The following is a 22,836-nucleotide window of genomic DNA, read 5'->3' on the forward strand; positions in this document are numbered from 1 at the left end:
GCCGGCTCGACCTGGAGCAGACCCTCAAGCGATACTGTCATCTCTACAATCACCACATCCCGCAGAAGGCGCTGGGGCATAAAGCACCCATACAGGCCATGCGGGAATGGCAAAAACGGCGGCCGGACCTATTCGTCAAAGAAATCAGGAATCACCCGGGACCCGACACGTAGGCAGCTCAGAAATAAAAATAGAGCCGTCCGTGGCTCAAAGTACGGTTCGCTGCCGCGTAGGCAGCTCAGAAAGTTGATCGTTACGCAATATTTAACATGGCCGTGTTCGCTGCCGCGTAGGCAGCTCAGAAATAAAGGTGCCGGGGCCGGAACCGGCCACCAGGGTTCGCTGCCGCGTAGGCAGCTCAGAAAAGAGACGAACCGACTCCGCGCCATGTGGTGAAGTTCGCTGCCGCGTAGGCAGCTCAGAAAGACCGGAAACCCGTTTCTGGATCTGTGTTTATGTTCGCTGCCGCGTAGGCAGCTCAGAAACTCACCGCCAGTGGCGCTAACGTGGGCACCAAGTTCGCTGCCGCGTAGGCAGCTCAGAAAAAGGACGGACCTGTTTTTAGGAGTACATACAAGTTCGCTGCCGCGTAGGCAGCTCAGAAAAGTTCCAGCGCCTGGTACTTGGAATTGTTTTTGTTCGCTGCCGCGTAGGCAGCTCAGAAATCCACCACAACGGCCACCGGGCGGGCGGCATCGTTCGCTGCCGCGTAGGCAGCTCAGAAAACCTAGAACGGGATTTCGGCTTCCCAGTGCGGGTTCGCTGCCGCGTAGGCAGCTCAGAAATTGCAGCGTGACATATTCCCGCTTGTCATTTTGTTCGCTGCCGCGTAGGCAGCTCAGAAATTTGTAGTTGACCCGAACTGTATTAGCCTCCCGTTCGCTGCCGCGTAGGCAGCTCAGAAAATCACAGGCAAAGCCAGGCGTGCTGTATCAGTGTTCGCTGCCGCGTAGGCAGCTCAGAAATTGGCCAGGCGGTAGTAGCTGATCAGCTTGTCGTTCGCTGCCGCGTAGGCAGCTCAGAAAAAGCGCAGCGACCGCCAGCACCGTTTGCGGCGGTTCGCTGCCGCGTAGGCAGCTCAGAAATCACAGATCCCTATGCGGCACAATCGGCACGCGTTCGCTGCCGCGTAGGCAGCTCAGAAAAGCACGGGGCGGCAGCGCCGCCCCGGCTTGTTGTTCGCTGCCGCGTAGGCAGCTCAGAAAGCGCCCTCGTAGCAGTCCACTAGCATGATGCTGTTCGCTGCCGCGTAGGCAGCTCAGAAATTGATGCCCATTTCAGGAAGCGCTCCGTACCCGTTCGCTGCCGCGTAGGCAGCTCAGAAATGAAAACCCGATGGGGTTGCCGTCATGGGACAGTTCGCTGCCGCGTAGGCAGCTCAGAAAGTTGTGTTCGTGACGGGTGGCGAACTCCGCTTCGTTCGCTGCCGCGTAGGCAGCTCAGAAAGCTCGGAAACCGTCCGGGCCGCAATCGACGAAGTTCGCTGCCGCGTAGGCAGCTCAGAAAACGGCCACCGGGCGGGCGGCATCGCACACCGCGTTCGCTGCCGCGTAGGCAGCTCAGAAACATTCGCGCCGCGCCCACCGCCGTTGCCGCCCCGTTCGCTGCCGCGTAGGCAGCTCAGAAAAAGGGATAGACGGCTCAGCTCGGAAGCGGTGCGTTCGCTGCCGCGTAGGCAGCTCAGAAACAGCATCCGCGCCTTGCTGCGCACTGCTATTGGTTCGCTGCCGCGTAGGCAGCTCAGAAATCGGCGCTGGAACGGGCGACGGTCACCACGGTGTTCGCTGCCGCGTAGGCAGCTCAGAAACGGAACCCCGAGCCAATGCGTCCTCGGGCATAGTTCGCTGCCGCGTAGGCAGCTCAGAAATGTGCGTGGTGTCCCGGGCGCGGGTGCCGATGGTTCGCTGCCGCGTAGGCAGCTCAGAAATCGATGCAGTCCCCGTTATAGATGGCGTATTTGTTCGCTGCCGCGTAGGCAGCTCAGAAAAAGCGCGGTCAGGCGCTGGTCGGCCAGCTCGTGTTCGCTGCCGCGTAGGCAGCTCAGAAAAGCTCGGTGATGTGGTCGCGCACTGCGCCCTCGTTCGCTGCCGCGTAGGCAGCTCAGAAAATGAAGAAGACCGCCCTACTCCTGCTCGCCCTGTTCGCTGCCGCGTAGGCAGCTCAGAAATATTACTACCAGGTGCCGCCGGGCCAGGAAGAGTTCGCTGCCGCGTAGGCAGCTCAGAAAGCAACTACGCAACCGCCAACCCAGATCTATCGGTTCGCTGCCGCGTAGGCAGCTCAGAAATGCCCGTAGACGCCACCACGGCACTCGTCCGCGTTCGCTGCCGCGTAGGCAGCTCAGAAAATTGAGTTGATGCGTCAAAGGGTGGCCACTGTGTTCGCTGCCGCGTAGGCAGCTCAGAAAAACCCCCCAAGCAGGCCGACGAAGCCGACACTGTTCGCTGCCGCGTAGGCAGCTCAGAAAAAGCCCCCGCGCGAGTTCATGGCAACGCCTGAGTTCGCTGCCGCGTAGGCAGCTCAGAAATACATGAGCGAGCTGATGGTTGACTGTGCCGCGTTCGCTGCCGCGTAGGCAGCTCAGAAATCCCAGCGCTGATAGGGCCAAGTGGCCTTTTCGTTCGCTGCCGCGTAGGCAGCTCAGAAATCCAGAGAATCCACGTCGGTCTTGAACAGATGGTTCGCTGCCGCGTAGGCAGCTCAGAAAATCCCGTAACTGCTCACGGCCTGTCCTCCAGCGTTCGCTGCCGCGTAGGCAGCTCAGAAAATTTGGCCTTTGTAGTTGACCCGAGCTGTATTGTTCGCTGCCGCGTAGGCAGCTCAGAAATTCTGGTTGTTCCGGTAGAACTCGCCGACCGGGTTCGCTGCCGCGTAGGCAGCTCAGAAACCACCACACCGGCGTTGCCTGCGCTCTGGGGCGTTCGCTGCCGCGTAGGCAGCTCAGAAATTCCCGCTGTTTGACTTGGGTACGTCCATACAGTTCGCTGCCGCGTAGGCAGCTCAGAAAATGTCGAAGGCGGCCGATCTCCTGCGAGTAGCGTTCGCTGCCGCGTAGGCAGCTCAGAAAGTTGTCGCTGATGATCTCGGTCTCATCGGTGAGTTCGCTGCCGCGTAGGCAGCTCAGAAATGCTCGCCGGGTGCGAGCCGGTCGGTGTAGAGGTTCGCTGCCGCGTAGGCAGCTCAGAAATGCCTAAAGTAAGACTCCTTCAGCTCCGCACCGTTCGCTGCCGCGTAGGCAGCTCAGAAATCAATGTGTGCATCGTTTGCCGCCTCATCGCCGTTCGCTGCCGCGTAGGCAGCTCAGAAATGCAAAATCAGCCGAAACCTGCGCCACACAAGGTTCGCTGCCGCGTAGGCAGCTCAGAAATCACACGGACGTGCCGACACGAACAACGAGACGTTCGCTACCGCGTAGGCAGCTCAGAAATGGGATACGGCCACCACGGCGGCGGCGCCTGCGTTCGCTGCCGCGTAGGCAGCTCAGAAAAACCTCGACAACCGCGCGAACCACTTTCCCGCGTTCGCTGCCGCGTAGGCAGCTCAAAACTGTGCCGTACGTGGCAGACCGCTATGCTTGCGGGCAGCCACGGTCGGAGAATACGGTGGTGGTTCAGACGCAAGGGGTGGTGGTGAAGGTCTTCCTGCCTCGAATGTATGAGCGGCTCCGGGCCGGAAATCCCTTTCCCAGGCGGCAAACCCTTTCGCGGCCCGGAACCGCTCCTACAAGTGGGGTGTCTTGTCAGGCCGCCAACCCGCTATGCCGCAGCAGCGCATCGATGCTCGGCTTGCGCCCGCGGAAGGCCACGAACAGATCCATGGCCGGTTTCGAGCCGCCCTGCTCCAGCACCTGGCGCAGGAAATCCCGCCCGGTCTCGCGGTTGAAGATCCCTTCCTCCTCGAAGCGTGAGTAGGCATCCGCCGAGAGCACCTCGGCCCACTTGTAGCTGTAATAGCCCGCCGCGTAACCGCCGGCGAAGATGTGGCCGAAGCTGTTGGGGAAGCGGTTGAAGGCGGGCGGCTTCATCACTGCCACCTGATCGCGTACTTCGTCCAGCAGTTCGTAGATGCGCGCCCCGCGGGCGGGGTCGTATTCCAGGTGCAGGCGGAAGTCGAACAGGGAGAATTCCAGCTGGCGCACCATCTGCATGGCGGACTGGAAATTACGCGCCGCTTGCATTTTCTCGAACAGCGCCTCGGGCAGCTTTTCGCCGGTTTCATAATGGCCGCTGATCAAATCCAGCGCCTCGCGCTCCCAGCACCAGTTCTCCATGAACTGGCTGGGCAGCTCCACCGCGTCCCAGGGCACGCCGTTGATGCCGGCGACACTGGGGTAGTCGATGCGGGTGAGCATGTGGTGCAGCCCGTGGCCGAACTCGTGAAACAGGGTGGTGACCTCGTCATGGGTGAGCAGCGCGGGCTGCTCGCCCACCGGCGGGGTGAAGTTGCAGGTGAGGTAGGCCACCGGCAGCTGCTGCAGGCGCTCGTTCACGAAACGCACCCGGCACTCGTCCATCCAGGCACCGCCGCGCTTGTGGGCACGGGCGTAGAGGTCCAGGTAGAACTGGCCGCGGGGCGCGCCCTGCTCATCGTGGATCTCGTAGAAGCGCACGTCCGGGTGCCAGGTATCCGCGTCCTCGCGCGGCTGGATGCGGATGCCGTAGAGCCGGCGCACCACCTCGAACATGCCGTTCACGACCCGGTCGGCGGGGAAGTAGGGGCGCAGGTCTTCCTGGGAGATCCGGTAGCGGCTCTGGCGCAGCTTCTCGGCGTAGTAACTCAGGTCCCAGGCCTGCAGCTCCTCGGTGAGCCCCTCTACCTCGCGGGCGAAGCGCCGCAGTTCGGCGAAGTCCTCCAGCGCCCGGGGGTGGCTGCGCTCGGCCAGATCCTGCAGGAAACCCATCACCTGCGCGGTGCCCTCGGCCATCTTCGGCGCCAGGGAGAGTTCCGCGTAGTTGGCGAAACCCAGCAATTGCGCCTTCTCATGGCGCAGGGCGAGGATCTCTTCCATCAGCGGCAGGTTGTCGTACTGCCCGCCCTGGGGGCCGGTGTCCGAGGCGCGGGTGCTGAAGGCCTCGTAGACCTCGCGGCGCAGGGCGCGGCTGTCGGCGTAGCTCATGACGGGGAAGAAGCTGGGGAAGTCCAGGGTGATGACGTAGCCCGGCAGTTCCCGTCGCTCGGCCTCCTGGCGCATCACGCCCAGGGCGCTGTCGGGCACGCCGGCCAGGGCCTCGGCATCCTCGATGTGCTTGTGCCAGGCGTTGGTGGCATCCAGCAGGTTCTCCTGGTATTTGCTGGAGAGCTCCGAGAGGCGCTGGGAGATGGCCCGGTAGCGCTCCTTGTCGGCTTCGGGCAGGTCCACGCCGGCAAGTCTGAAATCCCGCAGGGCGTGTTCGATGCTCGCCTGCTGGGCGTCGCTGAGCCCCGCCCACTGGGCGCTGTCGCGGATCTGCCGGTAGGCCTCGAACAGGTGGCGGTTCTGGCCAAGCTCGGTGCCGTAGTCGCTGAGCTTCGGCAGGCAGGCGTTGTAGGCGGCGCGCAGCTCCTCGTTGTTCATTACCGCATTGAGGTGGCTCACCGGCGACCAGGCCTTGGCCAGGCGGTCGTTCATGGCTTCCAGCGGTTCGATCAGGTTCTCCCAGCTGTACGCCCGCTCGCCGCCCAGCAGGGTGGCCAGGGTGGCGCGGTTCTCGGCGAGGAGGGTGTCGATGGCCGGTTCCACGTGCTCCGGGCGGATGCGGGAGAAGGGGGGCAGCTGCTCGGTCTGGAACAACGGGTTGCCTTGGTCCATGCTCATGGTCGGGGGGAACTCCTGTAACGACTCCGGGTCTGATCGAATGTAAGGTGTTCGGGGTATTATCCCAGCCTGTCTTTCACTTGGGCCAGTGGACTCGTAAAAAATTCCCCTGACCCTATAATCCAGTGAGCAATCAGTTTTTTAGGAACCGCCGTCGTGTCCATGTTGTCGCGCGTCGAATTCTTGCCTGCCTGTCACGGGGAGCACCTGCTGCTCCAGCCGTAATACGGCCGGCTGCGCGTGTCTTGCGCGGCCGGCCCGAAAATCTCTCCCGGATTTCCCTGTCTTCGTAGGCGCGGCTCATGGCCGCGACTGGCGTGCGCCGAGCGTTCGACGTTGCGACGCCATGAGCCGCTCCTACACTGGAATTGATAACGAATTTCTGCCCACCGCATGTGGCGGTGAGCGTACCGGCGTGAAAACCGCGCCAAGAGAGGATGACCATGTTGAGTGCACAGACCGCTCAGACCCAGGCCCAGACCCTGTCCATATTCGACGTGCAGCGGCTGGAGCCGGTGCTGCTGCGCGAGGCCGGCGGCCACGAACAGCCGGAGCACGTCCTGGAGCTGGCCGCCCGGCTCTATGCCTGCGACCAGGCCCAGCCCGAGTCCATACCGACCGATGTGGTGACGATGAATAGCCGGGTGCGGTTGGAAGACATGAATTCCGGCCGCCACATCGAGATTACCCTGGTGTTCCCGCGTCTGGCGGACTCGGCTTCCGGCTGCATTTCCGTGCTCGCCCCGCTGGGTTCGGCGCTGCTGGGCGCCCGGGTGGGCCAGACGGTGGAGGCGCACACTCCGGCCGGGGAGCGTTCCTACCGCATCGAGGCGCTGCTTTATCAGCCGGAGGCGGACGGGCGCTACGACTTGTAAGCGGCTTGTGGGTTGTGTGGGAGTAAATCGTGCCGGTGGATGATCCGGGCACTTGGGGGGTGCTGTTGCTTGCCGCCTTTTTCGGCGGCGGGTTGAACGCAGTGGCGGGCGGCGGGAGTTTCTTCACGCTGCCGGCGCTGGTTTATGCCGGTTATCCGGCCTTGGTGGCCAACGCCAGCGGCACGCTGGCGTTGTTGCCGGGTTATATGGCGAGTACCTGGGGGTTTCGCGAGGATCTGCGCGCGCCCCGGGGCGTGGGCATGGGGGCGCTGCTGCTGGCGAGTCTGGCCGGTGGCGGCCTCGGTGCCTTGTTGTTGTTGTGGACCTCGGAGGAGGCGTTTCGCGCGCTGGTGCCCTGGCTGCTGCTGGCGGCCACGGCGCTGTTTGCCGCCGGCCCCTGGCTGTTGCGGCATATCCGCCGGCAGGGGGAGGCGAGCGGTGCGGCACAACTGCTGAGCCTGTTCGCCATCTGCGTGTACGGTGGTTATTTCAACGGCGGGGTGGGCATCGTGCTGCTGGCGGGCTTGAGCCTGTTGGGGCATCAGGATCTCAACCGCATGAACGGGCTGAAGAACCTGCTCTCGACGGTACTCACCGCCATTGCCGTGAGCTTCTATGCCCTGGGCGGGGTGATCGCCTGGGGGCCGGCGCTGGGGATGATGCTGGCGGCGGTGGCGGGCGGCTATGTGTTTGCGCGGCTCGCCCGGCGGTTGCCGGCGCTGGCGGTGCGCACGGTGGTGGTGTTGACCGGCGTGGTGATGACCTTGCTGTTCTTCTTCGGCTGAGTGGTATGGTGGCTTCTTGGCATTTTCACAGGAGGCAGCATGGCTGAGCGGCATTTCGATCTGATCTGCATAGGCGGCGGCAGCGGTGGGTTGGCCACCGCGCGGCGTGCGGCGAGCCACGGCGCCAGGGCGGCGGTGGTGGAGGCGGCCCGCCTGGGCGGCACCTGCGTGAACGTGGGCTGCGTGCCGAAGAAGGTCATGTGGAATGCGGCCAATGTCTTTCACGCCGTGGCGGGGGCGCATACCTACGGCATAGGCGCGGGCGAGCCCAGCCTGGACTGGACGCAGCTCAAGGCCCGCCGCGATGCCTACATCGCCCGGCTCAACGGCATCTACGAGCGCAACCTGGAGAAGGATGCGGTGAGCCTCATCGAGGGCCACGCCTGCTTCGTCGATGCTCACACGCTGGAGGTGGACGGCGAGCGGTACAGCGCCGATCACATCGTCATCGCCACCGGCGGCTACCCGGTGCGCCCGGGCATTCCGGGGGCCGAACTGGGCACGGATTCCGACGGTTTCTTCGAGCTGGAGAATCGCCCCGAGAAGGTTGCCGTGATCGGTGGCGGTTACATCGGCGTGGAACTCGCCGGCGTGCTGCACCATCTGGGTAGCCAGGTGAGCCTGATCGTGCGGGCCGATGCCCCCCTGCGCGGCTTCGACCCGCTGATCCGCGAGGGCCTGGTGGAGCTGCTGCACGCCGACAAGCTGCAGCTCATCACCCACACCGAACCGGCCGCCCTGCGTCGGGAATCGGATGGCCGCATCACCATCGAGGTCAAGGACGGCGAGACCCTCACCGGCTACGACTGCGTAATCTGGGCCACCGGCCGCGCACCCAACACCGACCGGCTGCGGCTGGACCGCGCCGGGGTGGAGCTCAACGACCGGGGCGAGGTGCCGGTGGATCGCTACCAGCGCACCAATGTGGACGGTGTCTACGCCATCGGCGACATCATCGGCCGCGCGCCCCTCACCCCGGTGGCCATCGCCGCCGGGCGCCGGCTGGCCGATCGGCTGTTCGGTGGCATGCCCGACCGCTACCTGGACTACGACACCATCCCCACCGTGGTCTTCACCCACCCGCCCATCGGCACCGTGGGCCTGACCGAGCCCGAGGCCCGTGCCGAGTACGGGCCGGAGGCGGTGAAGGTCTACACCAGCCGTTTCATCGCCATGGACTATGCTCTCACCGACGAGAAGCGCCGCAGTCAGATGAAGCTCATCTGCGTGGGCGAGGAGGAGCGCGTGGTGGGGCTGCACCTGATCGGCGTGGGCAGCGACGAGATGCTCCAGGGCTTTGCCGTGGCCATCCGCATGGGGGCCACCAAGCAGGACTTCGACAACACCGTGGCCATCCACCCCACTGCCGCCGAAGAAGTGGTCACCATGCGCTAATGCGCTCGATGCCGCCTTCCCCTGTAGTAGCGGCTCACGGCCGCGAATCTTCCGGGCCAAGGGACATCGCGGCCCTGAGCCGCTATTACAGGAAATGCAGGGAGCCCCGACCATGCTAGAACCCTTCGACGGTATCACCCCCAGCCACCCGGCCAGCGCCTGGGTGCATGATTCCGCCGTGCTCATCGGCGATGTGGAGCTGGGCGAGGACTGTTCCGTGTGGCCCCTGGTGGTGATTCGGGGTGACGTGAACTACGTGCGCATCGGCGCGCGCTCCAATGTCCAGGATGGCACCGTGATCCACGTGGCCCACAAGGGGCCGTACAACCCCACCGGCTTCCCCACCCTGGTGGGTGAGGATGTGACCATCGGCCACAAGGCGGTGGTGCATGCCTGCACAATAGGCAATCGGGTGCTGGTGGGCATGGGCGCGGTGATCATGGACGGCGCCGAGGTGGGCGATGACTGCATCATCGGCGCCAACGCCCTGGTGCCCCCGGGCAAGAAGCTCGCCGGCGGGCACCTGTACGTGGGCAGCCCGGTGAAGGCCGCCCGCGCGCTCAGTGATGAAGAAAAGGAGCAGCTGCGGTATTCGGCGGCGCATTATGTGCGCCTGAAGAACCGCTACACCGGCTGATTGGAGGCATCGCCCTTGGCCCGCGCACCTTTTCACATCAACGGCACCGAGATCCCGGCCGGCACCCGCGCCACCGTGGATCTGCCCGCCGCGCAGCTCTATACCCACACCCCGCTCACCATCCCCGTGCAGGTCATCCACGGCCGCCAGGCGGGCCCGGTGCTGCTGGTCTGCGCCGCCATCCACGGCGACGAGATCAACGGGGTCGAGATCATCCGCCGGCTGGTGAAACAGGCGGGGTTGCGCCGGCTGAGCGGCACGCTCATCGCCGTGCCCATCGTCAATGTGCTGGGCTTCATCGACCGCACCCGCTACCTCCCCGACAGGCGCGATCTGAACCGCTCCTTCCCCGGCAGCGAGAGCGGCTCGCTGGCCGCGCGGGTGGCACATCTGTTCAAGACCGCGCTGCTCGACAAGAGCACCCACGTGATCGATCTGCACACGGCCGCCATCCACCGGGCCAATCTGCCCCAGATCCGCGCCAACCTGGCCGATCCCGTGACCCGGCGCATGGCCGAGGCCTTCGGCGTGCCGCTGGTGATCAACGCCGGCTTCATCGAGGGCAGTCTGCGTCACACCGCCCACGCCCGGGGCATTCCGGTGATCACCTATGAATCCGGCGAGGCCCTGCGCTTCGACGAGCCGGGCATACGCGCCGGGCTCAAGGGTGTGCTGCGGGTGATGCGGGACCTGGCCATGCTGCCGCCCAGCCGCGCCCGCCGCCCCGCTCCCCGTCCCCAGTACGCGGCCGATTCCAGCACCTGGCTGCGCGCCGAGCAGGACGGCATTTTCCGCGCCACCGTGGGGCTGGGGGCGCGGGTGAAGAAGGGCCAGGCGCTGGGTTGGATCTCCGACCCCTTCGGCGAGAAGGAGCAGCCCTGCGAGGCCTCCATCAGCGGTATCGTCATAGGCCGCAACAACCTGCCGCTGGTGCACGAGGGCGAGGCGCTGTTCCACATCGCCCGTTTCGATGAACTGAGCCGGGCGGCCGAACACGTGGAACGCTGGGCCGAGGGCCTGGAAGCCGATGAACCGGGCCCGGCCGCCGAGCCGCCCATCGTATAAGCGCAAGGAGCCGAGACCGTGGCCGAGAACAAGCTGATTTTCTGGTTCGATTTCACCAGCACCTATTCCTTTCTGTCGGGGATGCGCATCGAGGAGGCCGCCCGCCAGGCCGGTGTGAGCCTGGAATACCGGCCCTTCCTGCTGGGGGTGGTGCTGCGCGAACGGGGCTGGGAGAACAAGGGGCCCGCCGAGTTTCCGGTGAAGGTGGCGTATATGTGGCGGGACCTGGAGCGGCGCGCGGCCCAATACGGTTTCGGCTTCCGTAAGCCCAGCGTGTTCCCGCGTCACTCGCTGCTGGCCGACCGGGTGGCCATTCATGCGGCCGCGCAGGGCTGGGTGGCGGCATTTACCCGGGCCTGCTTCGCCGCCAATTTCGCCGACGACCGGGATATCAGCGATGAGGCGGTGTTGGCGGATCTGATCGCCAGCTGCGGGCAGGATGCCGCGCAGGTGCTGGCCGCGGCGGTCAGTCAGCCGGTGAAGGACCGGCTCAAGACCAATACCGCGGAGGCGCTGTCGCGGGGCATCTTCGGCGCGCCCAGCTTCACCGTGGGTGAGGAGCTCTTCTGGGGCGATGACCGGCTGGAGGATGCCCTGGCGTGGGCGAAGAGCGTCTGAAGCACAGCCTGTAGCAGCGTTTACATGACCGCTCAACGAGCGGATGGTTCCGACCGGCCGCCGCGCAAGGTGGTTGTCTTTTCACGAACCGTGATGGGCATCACGCCTGCCCCTGCCCCTGCCCCTAAAAGGGGATAGTGGGTCCCGTGAGCTGGCCGGGCGGTTCGCCGTCGCAGCAACAATAGCAAACCCGGTCCAGTGTAAATTGGGCGCCGATGTTTCATCGGCGCTCTTTTTTCTGCCCTTAGCGATACACGTCCAGTGCGGTTATCTGGTCCAGTTCCACCGGATAGGTGTAGCTGCCGCTGCCCAGGCGCCGACGCAGGCGCAGCCGGCGCTCGGTGACCGCCTCGATCACGCCCTCGCGTCGCTCGCCGCTGCGAAGCTCCACCTGGGCGTGGCGTCCGACCAACCGGGGCAGCTCCTCCACGGCGGTGGCCTGGAAGCGCGGCGCGGTTTCCGCCGCCGGGGTCGTTTGCTCGCCAGCCTGCTCCTCGCGCCGCGCCTGCTCGGCCCGTTTCCGGGCCGAGTGTGCCGCGGCCAGCTCCGCGGGCGAGGGCGGCGCCTGATCCAGGAGGCCGCCCAGTGACACCGATTCGCCGCCCACGAACAACTCGGGCTGCAGCAGCGCCAGGGCGTCGGCGGGCTTGTACCAGGCCAGGTGTGCCAACACCAGGGGTTGGGCGGGGCGCACACTGAGGCTGCCGGACGCGCCCGGTTGCAGCATGCGCAGATAGGCCTCGCGCAGCTCGGGGCTCAGCCGCAGCCCGAGTTGCTTGCGCAGCAGCTCGGCGGCGTCGTTCACGTAGGCCTGCAGGTAAGCCTGCGGGTCGTCGCCGTGAAACTGCGCGCAGTAGCGGTTAAGGCGCCCCTGAAAGCCCAGGTCGTGGTAATTGCCGTGAGCTTCCAGCAGCTGCACGGCCGAGGGGTCGCGCTGAAACTCGGCGCCCTGGCGCAGGCGCAGTTCCATGGTGGCGCGGGCCATGTCGCGGGTCTCGCTTTCCATGCGCATGGAAAACCCGGATTCGCGCCTTTCCAGGTCCACGCTGATATCGCTGACCAGCGCATGGTAGCCCAGCCGGCGCAGTGCCGAGCCGGTCCCCGGGGGGAGATCCCCGCAGACCCGGTTGACCAGCTGCAGATTGGGGTCTTCGGCGGCGGCTTGGGCGGCGTAATCGTCCACCATGGTCATCAGCGGGCCGTTGAGGTCCATGTGCAGACCGCGCAGCTCCAGCCCGATGTGCTCGGGCATTTCCCGCCGCTGCAGGGTGCGCAGGGTTTCCAGTAGTTGCGGCAGATGCGTGGCGCGCACACCCACGGATTCGACGAGGAAGGTTTCGCCCAGGGCATGGGGCCGAATCGTCAGTTCCTGCACGCCCACCTCGCCGCGGGGCCAGACGTAGACACGTTCGTAGTCGGCGTCGGCGAAGGGGCGCATCGCGGCGACCAGCTGGTCGGCGGCCTGGCCGGTGCGATACCAGAGCCAGCCGTAGGCCGTGCCGGCGGCGCCCAGGCAGAGAATGACGAACAGGGTGAACAGTTTGCGCATGACGGTAATCCGGCGTGTTGTTGTTGTGCCTCGTGCCGCCAATGGTAGGCGCAATTGTGGACTGCTGCACTTCTTCGGTGCGTGTCTGCAGCAAACTGTGCGGCAGTTCAGGAACCCTGGCCGAGGGCTGCGGCATGATCCCACCCATCGCGACAGGGCGCGAAACTGCACAGCGGGGGGTGGCTCCGGCCCGAACAATAACAAGCAAGCAATAACAAGATGGTCGTTTGGGGAAGTTCGAGCGTCGTTCCAGCGCAGGCTGGCGGCGCTTTTCTTTTTTCTGCCGCCGCCCACTCTCCGCCGGGCCCCGGCCGCGGCGATGGTCAATGACCACCTCATCATGAGGCGGCTACAATGTGAGCTACCCATCATTTTGACAGGCCCGCCCCGTGAATCTGAAAGCCAAGCAACTGATCGCCAGCGCCCTGCGCGATGCGCTCATGGATGATTTCGACAGCGCCCGTCAGCGCATGCGCGCGCTGGAACGTGATGAACTGCGCGCATTGCAGCGGGCCTGCATGGCCTTGCAGAACCTGGCCGGCGCCAGACTGTATGCCAGCAGCCTGCAGGGAGACGCGATCAGCGATACCCTGAGCAACACGGACTCTCACAGAAGGTAAACCCATGCAGCCGCCTCGCGCCGAACGTCGCCCCCAGGTCCTCGAAGCCCACGGCGAGCGCCGGGAGGACCCCTGGTTCTGGCTGCGGGAGCGGGACGATCCGGCGGTGATCGCCTATCTGGAGGCGGAGAACGCCTACACCGAGGCGGTGATGGCCCCCACCGAGCCGCTGCAGCAGCGGCTCTACGAGGAATTCCTCGGCCGGATCAAGGAAACCGACCTCTCCGTGCCCGTGGAGCGTGACGGCTGGTATTACTACAGCCGTACCGAGCAGGGCCTGCAGTACCCGATTCTGTGCCGCAAGCGCGGCTCCCTGGCGGCGCCCGAGCAGATCGTCCTCGACCAGAACGCCCTGGCCGCGGACCACGACTACCACGATCTGGGCTGCGCGGTGGTGAGCCCCGATCATCGTCTGCTGGCCTGGGCCGAGGACACCGACGGCTCCGAGACCTACCGTTTGCACCTGCGCGCCCTGGACGGCGGCGAGGCGCCGGCGCTGGATATCCCCGGCACCGCGGCCGACGTGGAATGGTGCGCGGACAACCGCAGCTTCTACTACACCGTGCTGGACGAGACCCGCCGGCCCTGGCAGGTGCGCCGGCGCAGCCTGGACGGCACCGACACGGTGGTCTTCGAGGAACCCGACGAGGCCTATTTCGTCAGCCTCGGCCACAGCAAGGACCGGCAGCTGCTCTACATCAGCCTGGGCAGCAACGTCACCAGCGAGGAATACTTCCTGGACGCCGCGGACCCGGCCGCGGAGCCGGTGCTGTTCGCCCCCCGGGCGCACGGCGTGGAGTACGCCATCGAGCACCGGGATGGGGATTTCTGGGTGCTCAGCAACCGCGAGGCCGAGAACTTTCGCCTCTGGCGGGTGGCCCGCGAGCACTTCCGCGACCCGGCCGCCTGGCGGGAGGTGGTCCCCCACAGCGAGCGCACCAAGCTCGAGGATTTCGAACTCTTCGCGGGGCACCTGGTGCTGTACCTGCGCGATGAAGGGCTGCTGAAGATCCGCATCACGGATCTGACCACCGAGCAGAGCCACGACATCGCCTTCGACGAGCCGGTCTACGCCACCCACGGCGCCGAGAACCCCAATTACCACAGCCGCGTGCTGCGCTTTGCCTATACCTCCCTGGTCAGCCCCCGCCGCATTTACGACTACGACATGAGCAGCCGCGAGCGTCGCCTGCTCAAAGAGCAGGAAGTCCCCGGCGGCTATCGCGCCGAGGACTACGAAAGCCACCGCCTGTGGGTGCGGGCCGACGACGGCGCCGAGGTGCCCATCTCTTTGGTGCACCGCAAGGGTCTGGCCTTGGACGGGACCCACCCCTGTCTGCTCTACGGCTACGGCAGCTATGGCATCAGCATGGACCCGGGCTTCTCGCCCACGCGTCTGAGCCTGCTCGATCGGGGTGTCGTCTTCGCCATTGCCCATGTGCGCGGCGGCGGCGATCTGGGCGAGCCGTGGAAGAACGCCGGCAAGCTGCTCGCCAAGCAGGACAGCTTCACCGACTTCATCCGCGCCGCCGAGGGCCTGATCGAGCAGGGCTACACCCGCCCCGAGCGCCTGGCCATCATGGGCGGCAGCGCCGGCGGCCTGCTCATGGGCGCGGTGGTGAACCTGCGCCCGGAGCTGTTCCGCGCCGTGGTCGCCCAGGTGCCCTTCGTGGACGTGCTCTCCACCATGCAGGACCCCAGCCTGCCGCTCACCGTCATCGAGTACGATGAATGGGGCAACCCGGCGCACCCGGAGTACTACCGGGCCATCCGCGCCTATTCGCCCTACGACAATGTGCGCGCGCAAGACTATCCGCACCTGCTCATCGTTGCCGGGCTGAACGACCCGCGGGTGCAGTACTGGGAGCCGGCCAAGTGGTGCGCGAAGCTGCGGGCCTTGAAAACCGACGATAATGTGCTAATTCTCAAGACCCATATGGGCCAAGGGCATGGGGGAGCCTCCGGTCGCTACGAATCCCTGAAGGAGCTGGCCTTCGACTACGCCTTCATCCTCGACCGGCTGGGCGTGGAACGCCCGACCACGGAACAATAATCCGCCGCGGCCCCCCCCCGGCCGCGGCACCTGCGGGAGGCAGGGCCCTTGCTCTTCGATCAGGACGATTTCGAACGCACTGTTACCCGGCGGATCTGTCTGCTGGCGATCTGCGGGGTCTTTCCCTTCGCCCTGCATTGGCTGCGCTACGAGGAGGGCTACCTGGGGCCGGTGCTGCTGGTGTTCCTGGTGGCCGCCAGTGCCGCCTGGTACTGGCTGTTCCGGGGCGGCTCGGCGCGGTCACTGAAGTACGCTCTGGCGGTGCTGTATACCACCACCTCGGTCATCGCCGCCCACCGCATCGGTATCGGCGGGGTCTATTGGCTGTTTCCGTCGTGCGTCGCCAGCTTCTACCTGTTGCCCGTGCGCATGGCCATGGGCTTCAACGCCGTGGCGGTGCTCGCCGTATTGCCGGCGCTGCCCTTCGGCGCGATATCGGCGCGGCTGCTGGTCACGCTGCTGTTGGTCAATGTCTTCGGCTACATCTTCTCGCAGCTGGTCAGCGCCCAGCGTCAGGAGCTGCGGCGCATGGCATTGATGGACCCGCTCACCGGTGTCGCCAACCGCCGGGCGTTGGAGAACCGGCTGCGCGCCGCCCACGCCTCGGCGCGGCGCTACGGCCATCGCCACTCCCTGCTGCTCATCGATCTCGACCGCTTCAAGGCGGTGAACGACGAGCTGGGCCACTCGGCGGGGGACAAGTTGCTGGTGTGCATGGGGCGCTTGATTGGCGCGCGGGTGCGCGCCGCCGACATGCTGTTCCGTTACGGCGGGGAGGAGTTTGTGGTGTTGGCGCCGAACACCCACGCCGGGGCCGCGCGGGTCCTGGCCGAATCCCTGTGCGACGCGGTGCGCGAGGCCGAGTGGCTGGGCACTCGCGCGTTGACCGTGTCGATTGGAGTGGCTGAACTGGGTGACGAGGAGAGCGTGGCGCAATGGGTGGACCGGGCCGATGCCGCGCTTTACCGGGCCAAGCATCAGGGGCGGAACAGGGTTGAAATGGCCGGCTGAATCAGGCCGCGCGTAGCTCCCTGACCCAGCGCCGGCACTGTGTCCAGAAAGCCGGCTCCAGACGACATAGCGCCAGCAGCACCAGCGCATTGGCGATGGCGGCCAGCAGAAAAAGCTGCGGAATGCTCAGCCCCGCCACGCCGAGCAGCAGGCCGGCGAGTATGGCCGCGCTGACCATGAACAGCGCATTCTGGATGTTGATGGCGGCAATGATCCGCGACAGCACCTCGCGTCGCCCGCGCTGTTGCACCAAGGCATACAGCGGTACCACGAACAGCCCGCCGAACACCCCGATCAGCGCCAGATCCAGCACGGTGCGCAGTGTGAGCGCGGCCTCGGCGGGGGTGCCCAGCCACAGATCCAGCCCCGCCAGCGTCAGGCCCATCGCACCCAGCGGCATCAGCCCCGGCTCCACCCGACCGCGGGCCAGGCGCGCGGCCAGTATCGAGCCCAGCCCGATGCCTAGCGCAAACACCGCCAGCAGCCCGGTGACCATGCGCTCATCCCCCGCCAGGTGCAGCCGGGTGTAATTGGGCAGCTGCGCCAGGTACAGCGAGCCCAGGAACCAGAACCAGGAAATACCCAGCATCGCCACCCGCACCAGGCGCTGCTCGGCGGCGTAGCGCAGGCAGTTGCCGCTCTCGCGGATGGGGTTCCAGGCAAGCCGCAGCTCCGGTGCCACCGGCGCGGCGCGCGGAATGCCCTGTGCCAGCAGTAAGCCGATGAGGGCGCAGGCCACCACCGTGATCGCTACCCAGCCCACCCCGCCCCAGGCGAAAAGCACGCCACCGGCGAGGGTGCCCAGCAGGATGGCGAGGAAGGTGCCCATCTCCACCAGACCGTTGCCCGCCATGAGTTCGTGCTCGTCCAGGTGCTGGGGCAGCAGGCCATATTTCACCGGGCCGAAGAAACTCGACTGGGTGCCCATCAGGAACAGCACCGTCAGTAGCGCCGTGACCGACCCGCTGAACAGCGCCAGCGCCCCCAGGCCCATGATCAGCACCTCGGCGAGCTTGATGCGGCGGATCAGCAGCCCCTTTTCGTACTTGTCGGCCAGCTGCCCGGCGGCGGACGAGAACAAGAAGAAGGGCAGCACGAACAGCCCCGCCGCGGCATTCACCAGAATGTGCCCCGCCTCGCCGCTGGCCAGCTCGAAGGCGATCAGCAGAATCAGCGCGTTCTTGAAGACGTTGTCATTGAAGGCGCCCAGGAACTGCGTGGCGAAGTACGGCGCGAAGCGGCGTCGTTTCAGCAGGTGAAAAATGCGGTTCTGGTTGTTCATGTACTGCCTGGACGCCCGGTTCCTGACTAAGGTGCCCCAAGCCTAGCGCGCCCGGGGCTTGCCGTGAACGTCTCGGGGCCGCAAATCGGAAGCATGCACCCCAAGAGATGCGAGCGTCGGGCCGTGGACGCAGGAAACTCATCGCCCCGAAAGCACGTGGCCCGCCGCCTGGCGGCGGGGGTTGCGGCCTATGCGGGGCTGTCCGCCTGGTATCGCTTCCGGCCCAATCCACCGGGCATCAATGGCTGGGATGCCAGCTATCCGGTGCCCGCCGAGCAGGTCCGGTTGTGGCACGACGATACCTGGTACGAGCAGGGCCGGCGCCACAGCCACCGGCAGATAGCCGCGCGCATCCGCGCCCTGGTGCGCGAGGCGCGCGAATTCGTGCTGATGGACGTGTTCCTGTTCAATCTGCATCACACCGAGCGAGGCAAATTCATCCCCATTACCCGCCTGATGGCCGAGACCCTGGCCGCCCAGCCCTGCCCGCGTTATTTCATCACCGATCCCTTGAACACCTCCTACGGGACGGCTCGCTGTGACCCGCTGGAATGGCTGCGCGCGGCGGGTGTGCGGATCTGCCTGACCGATCTGCGCCGCCTGCGTGACAACAACCTGCTCTATGCGCCCTTGTGGCGCCTGGGGCTGCAGTGGTTCGGCACCGCGGGGCGGGGCTGGATACCGAACCCGCTGGAGGAAGGGCGCACCACCACCCTGCGAGCCGTGCTGGCCGCCGCCAACACGCGGGGGAATCATCGCAAGGTGATCGTCGCCGACGATGGCGCTGGCGAATACCGCACCCTGGTCAGTTCGGCGAACCTGGAAGATGCCAGCTGTTATTTCCTCAACGCCGCGCTGGAGGTGCGCAGCCGACCGGTGGCCTACCATTTCTTCGAGGCCGAGCGTGCCCTGGCCGCCATGTCCGGCTGCACGATCCCCGCGCACATTCCCGGCCCGGGCCCGGAGCCGGCGGGGGATGCGCTGGTCACGCCCTTGCTGGGTGCGCAGATACTTCGGGCCATGCTGGCCGACATCGCCTCCGCGTCGCGGGGCGAGCGGCTGTATCTGTTCACGCTGTTCCTGGCCGAGCGGCGGGTGATGCGCGCTGTGCGGGCGGCGGCGGCGCGCGGCGTGCGGGTGTGCGTGATTCTGGATATGAACAAGTACAGCTTCGGCGAGCCCAAGAACGGCGTGCCCAATCAATTGACGGGCGCCGAGTTGCTGCATGGGGGTGGGGTGCGGGTGCGCTGGGCGAACACCGCGCGGGAGGAGTTCCACACCAAGTTCATGCTGCTGCGTCGGCGCCGCGAGAGCATCATTCATGCCGGCTCCGCCAATTGCACCCGGCGCAGCCTGTCCGACACGAACCCGGAGGCGAACATGCGGGTGCGGGTGGGCAACGATACCCGTGTGGCACGCCAGGCCTGGGACTATGTGCGCTGCCTGGAAGAACCGCCCCGCAGCCTGGACTTCGCCGCCGGCAACGGTCTGGACAGTGCGACGCGCCGCTGGCTGGCACGCTTCCAGGAAGCCACCGGCACGGCCACCTGGTAAGCCCATGAGCGAGCGTTTGCGCATCGCGGTATGCAACCTGCAGGGTGGGGTGGGAACCACCCGGGGGTGGTGGCATTACCTGAGCACCGGTTGGCGCTACTGGCTGCCCCATGGCAACGGCATGGTGCTGGAGGCGGCGCGCTTTCTGCGCGAGGAGCGGGTGGATCTGGCGCTGTGCTCCGAGGTGGAGAACGCCTCGCGCCGGTGCTGTCGGGTGGATCAGGCGCGCCTGCTCGCGGATGCCGCCGGCCTTCGCCATGTGCTGTTCTTCGAGACCTTCCGTCTGGGCGAGCGTATCCGCCAGGGCAATGCCGTACTCGCCCGCTATCCGCTCGCGCGCATGGGCAACCACCGCCTGCCCGGGCGCGGGCAGCCGCGCTATCTGAGCGAGGCGAGCCTTGCGCTGGGGCGGGGGGCGTTGCGCTGTTACGTGACGCATCTGAGCCTGGAGCAGAAGTTCCGTCTCCGGCAGATCCGCCAGCTGGAGGCCTTTCTCGGGGAGAGCGACGAGCCGCGGGTGCTGGGCGGGGATTTCAACGTCAGCCACCGGGCCGAGCTGGAACTGCTGCGGGACAGCCCGCTCACCCAGGCCATTTCGCCGGCCACCTTCCCGTCCTGGAAGCCACGCCGACACCTGGAGCATCTGTTCGCCAGCCGGCACCTGCATATCGAGCGGGTACGGGTGTTCGAACGCTTTCGCTTCTCCGATCACCTGCCGTTGCTGGTGGACGTGGCGTTGGAGGATGTCTGAGATTTCCTACAAAACCTTGGGTGAGATCGCCTAGTCGGCGGGTCGAAAACCCGGGATAGTGCACAGCAACAAAAACAAACAAGAAAAGCCGCCAGCAGGACGTTTAGCGGCTGGGAGCGGAGGAGGAGAGGCGACCGGCAAAGTATCGGGCAGCCAGCGGCAGGGTAGGCGCTCCAAGGATCGGAGCCCGTACCCCAGTCCGTTAGACATCAGACCGTGATCGGGTTTTCCCGATCGCGGTTTTTCTTTTGGGAGACACTGAACCATTCCTCTAAGGCTCGGGGCGGCTCTCATCCAGTGGGGCGAATTCCTCCTGGCGGGGGCGCAGGCAGATCTCGCGGCCCCGGATATCCTCGGTGTACAGGCGCACCGGGGCGCGCCAGACCTGGTGAATGTAATTGAGCACTTCCCGGGCACGCTCGGTGTGCAGGCCGCGCCCGTCGCCGTGGGCGTCGTGGCGGAGGGTCAGGGCGCCGTCGGGGCGCAGTTCCTCGACCCGGATGCGGGGGGCCCCGAAATGGTAGCGGGGGCCGAGGATCTGTTCATGCAACTGGGGCAGGGTGCCGGGTGTTACCCGTACTTCGCCGTTGCGTCGGGCGGACCAGAGAAACAGCCCCAGCTCTCGGGCGTGCGCCGCGCTGAGGTGATTGCGGATGAAGCTGAAATCATCCTCCTCGGCCATGATCCGCCGGGCGGCATCCAGGCCCTGTTCCGTGATGATGCGCTCCCACAGGCTGAAGCCCAGGTGGTAGGGGTTGATCTGCAGGGCGACGCGGGATTCGCCACCGTAGGGGCGCACCACGTCGGAGTGGGTCTTCATGCAGTCCAGCCAGGTCTGGGTGGGGAGGAAGCTCGCCTCGCGCAGCAGGCGGGCATGCCAGTAGCTGGCCCAGCCTTCGTTCATGATCTGGCAGTTGAATACCGGCTGGAAGTAATAGGCCTCTTCGCGCACGGCGAGGAAGATGTCCCGCTCCCAGTCCTCCAGCCAGGGGCCGTAGCGGGCGATGAACCAGAGCAGGTCTTCTTCCGGGTGCGGCGGCAGGGGCAGTGCCTGGCGAGCGCTGTCGCCGGGCTCGGGGTCGGGGGTGTCGGGCAGCTGGGCGTAGCGTTCGGCAAAGGCGTCCGGGGGGCGGGCGGGCGCCGGCGGCGCGTGGCGGGGGTAGTCGGGGCGGGCGAGAGGCTGGTGTGTGTCGATGTGCGGCTCCAGCGCCAGGGCGGCGTCCAGCACCTGTTCCACCCGCTTGATGCCCTGGCGCTCGATCACCGCGTCGATACGGTGGGCGTGGGCGGCGGCCTGTTCGACGATGTGGGCGCCGGCTTCGTGGTGGCTGCGCACGAAGCCGGCGTTGTTGCCGGAAAAATCCGCATGCCCCAGCACATGGGCCACCACCAGCACGTTCTCCTGCACGCTGTTGGTTTCCACCAGGTAGGCGCGGTTGGGGGCGCCGGGAAAGACTACCTCGAAAATGCGGGAGTGGCCCATGCGGTGCTGGATCATCTGCTGGATCCAGCGCACGCCAAAGGACCAGTGGGGCATGCGCACCGGCAGGCCGTAGACGGCCACCTCCATCATGAAGCTCTCGGGCACCAGCTCGAAGTCCACCGGGTGATGGCGCAGGCCGTGGCGGGCGGCCAGTGCCTCCAGGCGCGGGATGTAGTCGCGCAGGCGCTCAGCCATGGGCGCTGGCCTCCCGGGCCTGGTCGCTGAAGAAGCGCCGTATGGCGGGCCAGATGTCTTCCTCGGTGGACAGGGCGTAGCTGCCGCAGGGGAAGCCCTGCAACTGCAGGGCGCGGTAGAGCTGGGCCACCTCGGTTTCCAGCCGCCGCATGATGTGGTGCGACACTTCGGCGTAGCCGAGGAAGTTCATCTGTTCGGCGAGCCCGTGCAGGCTGCTCATCGCCGCCTGGCGGTCCTCGCTGAAGTTGTGCCCGTCGGTGGCGTAGAAGAGGTAGGCGTTGTAGCGGGTCGGGTCGTAGCGCTCGCGCAGCACCCGGGCGGCCAGCTCGAAGGCGGTGGAGCTGCGGGTGCCGCCCTCGCCGTGGACCTGGAAAAACGCCTCTTCCTGGAATTCCCAGGCCTGCACCGTGTGGGCGATGAACACGGTTTCCATGCTGGCGAATTGTCGGCGTATGCCCTGCAGCGCCCAGAAGAAGAAGGTCTTGGCGAGCCGGCGGCAGTGCTCGTCCATGCTGGAGGATACGTCCAGCAGCAGAAACACCACGGCCTGGGTGTTGGGGCGCCGGCGGCGGGTGAGCTGACGAAAGCGCAGGTCCTCGTCGGCGATGGGCACTCGGCTTCGGGGCAGCGCGTGGCGACGCTTGATGGCCTCTTTCAGGGTGCGGCGCCGGTCCAGCCTGGGGCGCGCGCCGCGCTTGTCCCAGCCCTCGCGTACCGGCTCCTCGTGTTCCAACGCATGGCCCGCGCGGGGCTTGAGATGTGGCAGTTGCAGCTCCTCCCAGAGCCAGTCGAGGATGTCGTCCACCTGGAATTCCAGCACCATGCGGATGCCCCCTTCGTCCTCGCCACCTTCGCCTTCCCGGGCGCCCTCGGGCTGCAGGCCGCGGCGCCGGGCCCGGCGCAGGACGTCGCCGGGCTGGGCGGGGCCCTGGCCGGCACCCTGCTGTTCTTCGGTGTCGGCCAAGCGAAAGCGGGCATGCTCCATGAAGCGCACAGGCACCTGTACCGTGCGTCGGCCCGGGCGGCTCAGCACATCGGAGCCGGCCACCAGGTCCGGCAACTGGCCGCGCACCGCTTCGCGCACCTTTTCGTTGTGGCGCAGCCAGTCCCGGGTGCCGCGGGAGAACAGTTCGTACCAGCGCTGGTCCTCGGTTCCGGGGTTCATGGGG

The 22,836-nt window shown here is 66.2% G+C and carries 16 protein-coding genes, 1 pseudogene and 1 CRISPR repeat array; of the genes and pseudogenes, 12 read left to right on the top strand and 5 right to left on the bottom strand.

Annotated features, from left to right (window positions below):
* Window positions 1-173: pseudogene (locus tag GBG68_RS14325) on the top strand (IS481 family transposase); the annotation flags it as partial.
* A gap of 44 nt (window positions 174-217) precedes the next feature.
* Window positions 218-3,547: direct repeats of the CRISPR family, unit length 28 nt; unit sequence GTTCGCTGCCGCGTAGGCAGCTCAGAAA.
* A gap of 192 nt (window positions 3,548-3,739) precedes the next feature.
* On the opposite strand, the gene prlC reads toward GBG68_RS14325, so the two are convergent.
* Window positions 3,740-5,794 carry an oligopeptidase A gene (gene prlC, locus GBG68_RS05610; RefSeq protein ID WP_226801674.1) on the bottom strand — a complete coding sequence of 685 codons (2,055 nt, stop codon included), beginning with the start codon at window positions 5,792-5,794 and terminating at the stop codon, window positions 3,740-3,742.
* Between the two features lie 443 nt (window positions 5,795-6,237).
* Here prlC and GBG68_RS05615 point away from each other — a divergent pair, with 443 nt between their 5' ends.
* The 6 genes from GBG68_RS05615 to GBG68_RS05640 all read left to right on the top strand — a co-directional run bounded on the left by GBG68_RS05615 (window position 6,238) and on the right by GBG68_RS05640 (window position 11,169).
* The gene (locus GBG68_RS05615) at window positions 6,238-6,669 is read left to right on the top strand and encodes a GreA/GreB family elongation factor (protein ID WP_193222233.1); all 432 of its coding nucleotides are present in this window, start codon (window positions 6,238-6,240) and stop codon (window positions 6,667-6,669) included.
* Between the two features lie 29 nt (window positions 6,670-6,698).
* A complete protein-coding gene (locus tag GBG68_RS05620; protein ID WP_226801676.1) occupies window positions 6,699-7,454 on the top strand; it encodes a sulfite exporter TauE/SafE family protein in 756 nt (251 codons plus the stop codon).
* 39 nt (window positions 7,455-7,493) lie between these two features.
* The gene (gene gor, locus GBG68_RS05625; RefSeq protein ID WP_152145954.1) at window positions 7,494-8,849 is read left to right on the top strand and encodes a glutathione-disulfide reductase; all 1,356 of its coding nucleotides are present in this window, start codon (window positions 7,494-7,496) and stop codon (window positions 8,847-8,849) included.
* Between the two features lie 112 nt (window positions 8,850-8,961).
* Window positions 8,962-9,486: a gamma carbonic anhydrase family protein gene (locus tag GBG68_RS05630; RefSeq protein ID WP_152145955.1), complete on the top strand. Its 525-nt coding sequence runs from the start codon at window positions 8,962-8,964 to the stop codon at window positions 9,484-9,486.
* Window positions 9,487-9,501: 15 nt separating this feature from the next.
* Window positions 9,502-10,551 carry a succinylglutamate desuccinylase/aspartoacylase family protein gene (locus GBG68_RS05635; protein WP_152145956.1) on the top strand — a complete coding sequence of 350 codons (1,050 nt, stop codon included), beginning with the start codon at window positions 9,502-9,504 and terminating at the stop codon, window positions 10,549-10,551.
* Window positions 10,552-10,569: 18 nt separating this feature from the next.
* Window positions 10,570-11,169, top strand: a complete 600-nt coding sequence (locus GBG68_RS05640) for a 2-hydroxychromene-2-carboxylate isomerase (protein ID WP_152145957.1) — start codon at window positions 10,570-10,572, stop codon at window positions 11,167-11,169.
* Window positions 11,170-11,413: 244 nt separating this feature from the next.
* Here GBG68_RS05640 and GBG68_RS05645 read toward each other — a convergent pair whose 3' ends face one another.
* Window positions 11,414-12,718, bottom strand: a complete 1,305-nt coding sequence (locus GBG68_RS05645) for a hypothetical protein (RefSeq protein WP_152145958.1) — start codon at window positions 12,716-12,718, stop codon at window positions 11,414-11,416.
* A 389-nt stretch (window positions 12,719-13,107) separates the two neighbouring features.
* Here GBG68_RS05645 and GBG68_RS05650 point away from each other — a divergent pair, with 389 nt between their 5' ends.
* The 3 genes from GBG68_RS05650 to GBG68_RS05660 are packed head-to-tail and all read left to right on the top strand — an operon-like array spanning window position 13,108 to window position 16,402.
* Window positions 13,108-13,338 carry a hypothetical protein gene (locus GBG68_RS05650; RefSeq protein WP_152145959.1) on the top strand — a complete coding sequence of 77 codons (231 nt, stop codon included), beginning with the start codon at window positions 13,108-13,110 and terminating at the stop codon, window positions 13,336-13,338.
* Window positions 13,339-13,342: 4 nt separating this feature from the next.
* Window positions 13,343-15,391 (top strand): S9 family peptidase, encoded by a 2,049-nt coding sequence (locus tag GBG68_RS05655; protein ID WP_152145960.1) that lies wholly within the window; start codon window positions 13,343-13,345, stop codon window positions 15,389-15,391.
* Window positions 15,392-15,439: 48 nt separating this feature from the next.
* A complete protein-coding gene (locus GBG68_RS05660; RefSeq protein WP_152145961.1) occupies window positions 15,440-16,402 on the top strand; it encodes a GGDEF domain-containing protein in 963 nt (320 codons plus the stop codon).
* A gap of 1 nt (window position 16,403) precedes the next feature.
* Here the strand turns inward: GBG68_RS05660 and GBG68_RS05665 are convergent, their stop codons facing one another.
* Window positions 16,404-17,684 (bottom strand): MFS transporter, encoded by a 1,281-nt coding sequence (locus tag GBG68_RS05665; RefSeq protein WP_152145962.1) that lies wholly within the window; start codon window positions 17,682-17,684, stop codon window positions 16,404-16,406.
* A 156-nt stretch (window positions 17,685-17,840) separates the two neighbouring features.
* Here GBG68_RS05665 and GBG68_RS14625 point away from each other — a divergent pair, with 156 nt between their 5' ends.
* Together GBG68_RS14625 and GBG68_RS05675 are read left to right on the top strand one after the other, a co-directional pair.
* Window positions 17,841-19,238, top strand: a complete 1,398-nt coding sequence (locus GBG68_RS14625; protein ID WP_193222234.1) for a phospholipase D-like domain-containing protein — start codon at window positions 17,841-17,843, stop codon at window positions 19,236-19,238.
* A 4-nt stretch (window positions 19,239-19,242) separates the two neighbouring features.
* Window positions 19,243-19,989: an endonuclease/exonuclease/phosphatase family protein gene (locus tag GBG68_RS05675; protein WP_152145964.1), complete on the top strand. Its 747-nt coding sequence runs from the start codon at window positions 19,243-19,245 to the stop codon at window positions 19,987-19,989.
* 271 nt (window positions 19,990-20,260) lie between these two features.
* Here the strand turns inward: GBG68_RS05675 and GBG68_RS05680 are convergent, their stop codons facing one another.
* Entirely contained in the window at window positions 20,261-21,667 is a 1,407-nt protein-coding gene (locus GBG68_RS05680; protein ID WP_152145965.1) for a SpoVR family protein, read from the bottom strand.
* Window positions 21,660-22,832, bottom strand: coding sequence for a DUF444 family protein (locus GBG68_RS05685; RefSeq protein ID WP_152145966.1), 1,173 nt, complete (start codon window positions 22,830-22,832; stop codon window positions 21,660-21,662). The genes GBG68_RS05680 and GBG68_RS05685 overlap by 8 nt, the downstream gene beginning before the upstream one ends.
* Between the last annotated feature and the right edge of the window lie 4 nt (window positions 22,833-22,836).

Source organism: Alkalilimnicola sp. S0819, from assembly GCF_009295635.1.
In the GTDB taxonomy this organism is placed as follows: domain Bacteria; phylum Pseudomonadota; class Gammaproteobacteria; order Nitrococcales; family WHIW01; genus S0819.